Below are 6815 nucleotides of genomic sequence, written 5' to 3'. Positions count from 1 at the left end.
GCTTTCGGAGTCAGCGCCGAGCGGGCGCGCCGCGTCTGGGATGCGGCACGTCTGATTGGATACCGGCGCTGGCTCCGGGAGCACCGGACAGCACCTTCGGCGGTGTGCCGACAGACACCTTCGCCGCATTCGCGACATCGCGCAGCGTAGGGAGAGTTCTGTCAGGCATGCTCATGGATCACCCATTCGCCATCGGCTGAAACGTTTCAGAGGATAGGCGATGAATGGAGCGGTTACAAGAAATCCCCGCTCAGGGTTTACGGCGGCACGGGTAAATGCGGGGGGGCGTGCGGGGTCGCGCTTGTCAGTGCTTGTTAGTGACAGTACAAGTCGTTCTCAGCGATGAACATGTCGAACGCAAGCTGGCTGGCGACCGTCTCGCGTGCGGTCGTGAGCCATCGGCTTTGGCGCCAGTCGCGAAATGAGTTGGCCTGTTTCGCCGCCAGGCCAACTTGTTCACGCGATCAACTGAAGCTAGTGGCAACATCCGCCCGACTCGTGCTTCACGTCGTCGTAACGATCGTGATGCCGCATCCAGTCCGTCATGCCATGTTCTTCATCGCGTCCTTTGGGCGTGATGTCGAGCAGGTCATACGCGCCGATCAGCGGTTCGACTCCGCGTCCATATGCGGAGAACGTGCGGAATACATCGCCGGCTTCGTCCTTGTAGAACACGCTGACGCCGGGCATTTCGTCGCTATCGAAACCAGGCTCCTTTGTCTCGTGTATCTGAAAGTTGTAGTCGATCCTGCCCGTGGCACGCTGCTCGGGCGCGAACGATACGTGATGGTCGAAATTGAAGTCGCTGCCGAACGACGATACCCATTTGAAGTGCCAGCCCATGCGTTTCTTGAAGGCTTCGATCTTGCCGAGCGGCGCACGCGATACCGCGACATAAGCAACGTCGCGTTGCTCGACGTGCATCAACGCTCCGTCCATGTGATCCGATACGAACGAGCAGCCGATGCATCCCGCTTCCCAGTCCGGCCCCAGCATGAAGTGATACACGATCAACTGGCTGCGTCCGTTGAAGAGATCGGCGAGCGTCTTGTGGCCGTCTGGAGTATCGAACGAATAGCGCTTTTCGACTTTTACCCATGGCAGCGCGCGGCGCTTTTCAGCGAGCGCATCGCGTGCGTGCGTCAACGCCTTTTCCTCGGCCAGGTGCGCCTTTTGCGCAGCAAGCCACTCTTCTTGCGAAACAATCCGATGCTGTTCCATCTTGCGTCCTCCTCCAGTGATCAGGCGAATTCCCGCACGAGTCCATCGAGGATTTCGTTCCAGCCGGACTCATGGTTATCGCGCGCGGTTTCATCGAAGAACTGCTCGTGCGTCAGCGTGAGCAGAGTGAGCTCGCCGTCGCGCCGCAGCGTGAACGCGACGAGCGATTCCCGTTCGGGCGTGCTGCGCCATGCCCAGGTGTAGACGAGTTTCTCGTCCTGCACGACCTCCCTGAACACGCCGCTTACGTCATGCGCCTCGCCGGCCGGCGTGCGCATGACGATCCGGAAGCGGCCGCCGACGCGCACGTCCATCTCCGCGTGAATCACGTCGTTTTTGTTCGGATGCATCCACTTCACGAGTTGCGACGGTTCCGTCCACGCGGCGAAGATTTTGGCGGGGCTTGCGTTGATTCGGCGCTGGAGCGTGAGACTGGGTTTGGCGGACATGGGTCTTCCTCCACAAAGGCGGCAAGGCGATCGAGTGTGTCGGTCCAGAAGCGCTCGTAACGGGCAAGCCATTGCATGGCTTCCTCCATCGGTCCGGCGGCAAGCCGGCATGCGACGGTGCGGCCCGTCTTGGTCCGCGTGATGAGACCGGCATCCGACAACACATCGAGATGTTTCATCACGGCGGGTAACGACATGGCAAACGGCTGCGCGAGTTCGCTGACGGACAGGTCCGCGCCGGCGGACAGGCGGGCGAGGAGAGCACGACGCGTCGGGTCGGCCAGGGCGGTGAATGTGCGGTTCAAGGCCGCTTCCTGATACTTAACCATAAAGTTAAGTTTATGCGGCAGTCGAAGGAAGTCAAGCACGGCACAGTAATTTTTGTGGGTTTAAGCGTTAACACGTAGCACGCGTTGTTTCAGTGGACGCGGCGGCAGGGCGGGTCGAGTTGCAGGGGTATCGACGGGTGAGAACCAGATGGTTTATCGCGTCGCGATGATCCACCGGTTCTGATCAGCGATCAACAAATGCAGCGGCGAGCCGCCGCTGCATCGGGCACGCTCATGCTCTGGCTTCGGTGCGCGTGACGGTTCGAAAACGCGTCTCGGGCATTCGGATATAAACGATAAGCGACACCGCCGCCCACGCACTCACATACCAGTAGAAATACTGTTCGTGTCCGCTCGCCTTGAAGCGCAAGGCGACAAACTCGGTCGTGCCGCCGAGGATTGCTGTCGTCAGTGCGTAAGGCAAGCCGACCGCGAGCGCACGGATGCGCGCCGGGAACAGTTCTGTCTTGGCAAGCATGTGAACCGATGTAAAGCCGCTCAACATGGCGAGCCCGGCGAACGACAGCAGGAATGCGACGAGCGGATCTTTCGTGTGACTCAGAGCGGTGAACAGCGGCACGGAAAAAAGCGTACAGCACACGCCGAAACAGATCAGCACCGGGCGGCGGCCGAATACGTCGGAAGCCAGACCGAACAGTGGCTGCAGCGGCATGTAAAGCAGCAGCGCGAGGGAAGAGATGAACGTCGACGTTTCCTTGCTGAGTCCGACCGAATTGACCAGGTATTTCTGCATGTACACCGTGTATGTATAGAAGCCGACAGTGCCGCCTACGGTTATGCCCACGGCGAGCAGGAGTTGTCGCCAGTGCGCCAGCATCTCACGGCTGATCGGCGGCCCCGTTTTTTTTGCGCTCTCGGCGAACGCTTCTGATTCCATCACGTGGCGACGCATGTAGAGCGCAAATAGTGCAAGCAGGCCGCCGATCACGAACGGAATGCGCCAGCCCCAGCGGTCGATCTGCTCGGATGTAAGCAACAAGTGCTGCATGACAAGCAGAAGACCGAGCGCCAGCAACTGGCCGGCCACCACGCTCACTTGCAGGAAGCCGAGGTAAAAGCCACGCCGGTTTTCAGGCGCGATCTCGCTGAGATACGTGGCGCTCGTGCCGTATTCGCCTCCCATGCACAGGCCTTGCAGCAAACGCGCAAGAATCAGGATGATCGGTGCAAGCGCGCCGATCGTGGCATATCCCGGAGTCAAGGCGATCATCAGCGAGCCGACGCACATGCCCATGACCGACCACATGAGCGCAGCCTTGCGGCCACGTTTGTCGGCGTACAGCCCGATCAGCCAACTGCCCAGAGGCCGTGCGATGTACCCGACCGCCGCAATCGCCGCCGCGTTCATGAGCTGGACCGTCGGGTTATCGGCGGGAAAAAAAGCCTTGGCGAAGTAGATCGAAAAGATGCTGTAGGCGAGAAAGTCGTACCACTCGATCACATTGCCCATCAGGCCGCCGATGATCGAGCGAAGCCGCACCGGACTTGCGCGTACCTGCGGTTCGGTGTCGGGGAAGGACGCTGCACTGATTTTCGTCACGCTGAAGTCTCCTTGTTTTCTTCGTACTGGCATGGCGGGGTTATTCGCTGTCCGCTGCGTATTGCTTGTCGAGACGGTCGTAGAGCGGCTTGTCGACCAGCCGCTGGCGTTCGTTGAACGGCGCGAGGAGCGTGGGATCTTCGTCGAGCTTGCCTGCATCGCGCAGTGCGCCGAGCGCCTTCTGCATGCCGAGCACCGCTCCCTGCAGCGCAGCGTTCGCATACAGGACGATGCCAAAACCCATCGCCGCAAGCTCGCTTTGCGGGACGACCGGCGTCTTGCCGCCCACCACGATATTGATCAACTGGGGCGTGTCGAACAGCGACGGCAGTCTTTTGATTTCATCGAACGTTTCGACTGCTTCAATGAAGAGGACGTCCGCGCCCGCCTCGGCAAAGCGGTGCGCGCGTTCGATGGCCGCCTCGAAACCATGCACGGCACACGCGTCAGTGCGGGCGATGATCTGGAAATTGGCGTCCTCGCGTGCATCGACGGCGGCGTGCAGCTTGCCGACCATTTCGCTGGTGGAGATGACGGCCTTGCCTGCGAAGTGGCCGCATTTCTTCGGACTGACCTGATCTTCGAGCTGGATCGCATCGGCGCCTGCGCGTTCGAGCGTGCGTACGGTGTGGCGAACATTGAGGGCGTTGCCGAAACCGGTATCGGCATCGACGAGAAGCGGGAGATCCACGGCATCGCGAATGCGCGACGTGTGCTCCGCTATCTCGCTCAAGCCGACAAAACCGAGGTCGGGCAAGCCAAGCGACATGTTCGTCACGCCCGCGCCCGTGATGTAGAGCGCCTTGAACCCCGCGTCCGCGACGACGCGGGCGCTCATTGCGTTAAAGGCGCCGGGCATGAGCAAGGCCTGGCGTTGTTGAATGGCTGCGCGAAAGGCGGCGCGGCGTGCGGCGGATGACTGCGACATGGCTGTTTCCTTTTGAAAGTTTGCCAGTCTGTTTGCAGCATCCATGCCAGTCCTCTTGAAAGCCTGAATGCGCTTTAAAAACAACGACGTAGGGAATCGAGGAATGAGCTGTCAGTGTTTCACCGTCTTATCACTGTGTTTCATTGAATTTAAATGAAACACACATGAAACGCTGTTGAAACGCGGGAGACGGGTCGTGGCCGATGAACTCAGGCATCGATATCCCCGCTACCTTCATTGCGCTTTTGCATTGCACAAAAGTTGACCTTTGAGGGCATCCGGGCTTACCCGAATGCAAAATAGTATCAGCCGACGGTCTCAATTTCGGTAGTGCGGGAGGCGCGAGAAGCATATTGTTCGTGCATGGCGGCGCTCAATGCACATCAACTGCATTTCGTGCAAACGTCCAAAAAGCGTCCAAAAAACAAAAGCGGTTAAGGAGGAAGACGATGCCCACCACTCCGAGTACGACGGCGTGCCAATGCGGAACCTGCGGCTATTGCCGTGCGGCGCGCCTGGGCGCTCGCCGTGGCAACATCGTCCAGCCGGATCTCGAACTGGTCGCCGTTCCGCGCGACGAGTCCTTCAAGGTCTGGTCGCATGGCTATCCGTATCGCACGGTACGCTGGCACTTTCACCCTGAGTACGAAATCCAGGTCATTACATCGACGACGGGAAAATACTTCGTCGGGGATTACATCGGCACATTCGAGCCGGGAAACCTTGTGATGACGGGCCCCAATCTCCCGCACAATTGGGTGAGCAGCGTGCCTGCCGGAGACCGCGTGGATGAGCGCTGCCTGATCCTGCAATTCGACGCAGGCCTGGTGGAGCGAGGCATCGAAATATTTCCGGAGCTCAGGCGCGTGCAGCCCTTGCTCAATGCAGCGCAGTGGGGCGTGCTTTTCACCCCGAAAACCGCCGCGGCAGCCGAACCGATCATGCGCGAGATGCTGGGCGCCCAAGGCATGCGACGCATCAACCTGTTCGTCGGCTTGCTCGACTTGCTCGTGCAAAGCCCTGAGCCGATCAAACTGGCGAGCGCTGCTTATTGCTCGGACCCTGCGCACTACGCGGAGACCCGCATCAATCATGTGCTGTCTTATATTGGCAAAAACCTGTCGCAAGAGTTGCGCGAGACGGAGTTGGCCGAACTCGCGGGGCAAAGCGCCAGCGCTTTCTCACGCTATTTCCGGCGGCACACAGGCGTGCCGTTCGTCCAGTATGTGAACCGGCTGCGCATCAACCTCGCGTGCCAGTTGCTGATGTCGGGCGAACTGAGCATCACCGATATCTGCTATCAGGTCGGCTTCAACAACATGTCGAACTTCAACCGGCAATTCCTGATGATCAAAGAGATGTCACCGTCTCGATGGCGCGCGTATCAACAGCTCAATGCGGCCAGCGCGATCGAAGAGCCTGAGCTCGCGCACGCGCTGGAAGCGCTCAGCTAGCACATTTATTCCCGGCAGGACCCGGCACCGGATGCATGAAGGCATCGGGAGGGACACGTTGGTCTTCACGCTTTAGCGGTTTTTTCATGAGCTCGATCCGGCGACTGAAAAAACAACGCATGAATCCAGTTTTACCCGCGGCGCACTCACGGCGCCAACCGCGCCAGTTTTTTCTAATAAACGGAGACAATCGATGACCCGACTTTCGACAAAAACGATCGGCGCGAGCGCGCTGACCCTGAGCCTCGGCCTGAGCCTGATCTGCAGCACGGCGGCGCAGGCCGCGCCCAGCGGGACGGTGGCGTTCCTGATGCCGGACCAGGCATCGACGCGATACGAACAGCACGACTTCCCCGGCTTCAAGGCGGAAATGGCCAAGCTTTGTCCCAACTGCAAGGTGCTTTACCAGAACGCCAACGCGGACGTGGCGACCCAGCAACAGCAATTCAACTCGGTGATCTCGCAGGGCGCAAAGGTCATCGTCCTGGATCCGGTCGATTCGACGGCCGCGGCGTCGCTCGTTCATATGGCGCAAAGCCAGGGTATCAAGGTGATCGCGTATGACCGGCCGGTCCCGTCGACGCCAGCCGACTATTACGTTTCGTTCGATAACGAAGGCATCGGCCGGGCTATTGCGCAGTCGCTCGTTGCGCACCTGAAGGAGAAGGGCGTTCCGACTAATAAAGGCGGCGTGCTGCAGGTCAACGGCTCGCCTACCGACGCGGCCGCCGGACTGATCAAGAACGGCACGGAAATGATCAGGACGCCAAAGAACGTGCTGATGACCGAACCGCGGCCACCCATCAAGCTCGTTCCGCCGATAACCACCGCCGCGATTACTTGCAGTTCGATACCCGATCCCGCGTTAGGATC

The 6815-nt window shown here is 59.8% G+C and carries 7 protein-coding genes and 2 pseudogenes; 3 read left to right on the top strand and 6 right to left on the bottom strand.

Annotation, left to right across the window (positions count from 1 at the left end; genetic code table 11):
- Positions 1-200: hypothetical protein (locus ACRXB1_RS26800; RefSeq protein ID WP_449493753.1), on the top strand; the 200-nt coding region annotated here is incomplete at its 5' end.
- 274 nt (positions 201-474) lie between these two features.
- On the opposite strand, the gene ACRXB1_RS26795 is transcribed toward ACRXB1_RS26800, so the two are convergent.
- The 5 genes from ACRXB1_RS26795 to ACRXB1_RS26775 all read right to left on the bottom strand — a co-directional run bounded on the left by ACRXB1_RS26795 (position 475) and on the right by ACRXB1_RS26775 (position 4488).
- A complete protein-coding gene (locus ACRXB1_RS26795) occupies positions 475-1221 on the bottom strand; it encodes a DUF899 domain-containing protein (protein WP_449493752.1) in 747 nt (248 codons plus the stop codon).
- 20 nt (positions 1222-1241) lie between these two features.
- Positions 1242-1670, bottom strand: a complete 429-nt coding sequence (locus ACRXB1_RS26790; protein ID WP_449493751.1) for an SRPBCC family protein — start codon at positions 1668-1670, stop codon at positions 1242-1244.
- A complete protein-coding gene (locus ACRXB1_RS26785; protein ID WP_305954585.1) occupies positions 1577-1975 on the bottom strand; it encodes an ArsR/SmtB family transcription factor in 399 nt (132 codons plus the stop codon). Before ACRXB1_RS26785 ends, ACRXB1_RS26790 begins: the two co-directional genes overlap by 94 nt.
- A 256-nt stretch (positions 1976-2231) precedes the next feature.
- Positions 2232-3560 (bottom strand): MFS transporter, encoded by a 1329-nt coding sequence (locus ACRXB1_RS26780; protein ID WP_449493750.1) that lies wholly within the window; start codon positions 3558-3560, stop codon positions 2232-2234.
- 40 nt (positions 3561-3600) lie between these two features.
- On the bottom strand, positions 3601-4488 hold the full coding sequence (locus ACRXB1_RS26775) for an isocitrate lyase/PEP mutase family protein (protein WP_449493749.1): 888 nt from the start codon (positions 4486-4488) through the stop codon (positions 3601-3603).
- Positions 4489-4937: 449 nt separating this feature from the next.
- Between ACRXB1_RS26775 and ACRXB1_RS26770 the strand changes: the two genes are divergently transcribed.
- Both ACRXB1_RS26770 and ACRXB1_RS26765 read left to right on the top strand, forming a co-directional pair.
- Positions 4938-5942: an AraC family transcriptional regulator gene (locus ACRXB1_RS26770; protein ID WP_449493748.1), complete on the top strand. Its 1005-nt coding sequence runs from the start codon at positions 4938-4940 to the stop codon at positions 5940-5942.
- A 193-nt stretch (positions 5943-6135) separates the two neighbouring features.
- Positions 6136-6633 (top strand): annotated as a pseudogene (locus ACRXB1_RS26765) (substrate-binding domain-containing protein); the annotation flags it as partial.
- Here the strand turns inward: ACRXB1_RS26765 and ACRXB1_RS26760 are convergent.
- Positions 6537-6815 (bottom strand): annotated as a pseudogene (locus tag ACRXB1_RS26760) (hypothetical protein); the annotation flags it as partial. The pseudogenes ACRXB1_RS26765 and ACRXB1_RS26760 sit on opposite strands and share 97 nt — an antisense overlap.

This window comes from Caballeronia sp. M23-90, from assembly GCF_053574605.1.
This window is presented reverse-complemented; position numbering and strand designations above follow the sequence as displayed.

Excerpts from the sequence above, each read along its gene's own strand:
- ACRXB1_RS26795 (WP_449493752.1), bottom strand. The coding sequence starts at position 1,221 with ATGGAACAGCATCGGATTGTTTCGCAAGAAGAGTGGCTTGCTGCGCAA.
- ACRXB1_RS26790 (WP_449493751.1), bottom strand. The coding sequence starts at position 1,670 with ATGTCCGCCAAACCCAGTCTCACGCTCCAGCGCCGAATCAACGCAAGC.
- ACRXB1_RS26775 (WP_449493749.1), bottom strand. The coding sequence starts at position 4,488 with ATGTCGCAGTCATCCGCCGCACGCCGCGCCGCCTTTCGCGCAGCCATT.
- ACRXB1_RS26770 (WP_449493748.1), top strand. The coding sequence starts at position 4,938 with ATGCCCACCACTCCGAGTACGACGGCGTGCCAATGCGGAACCTGCGGC.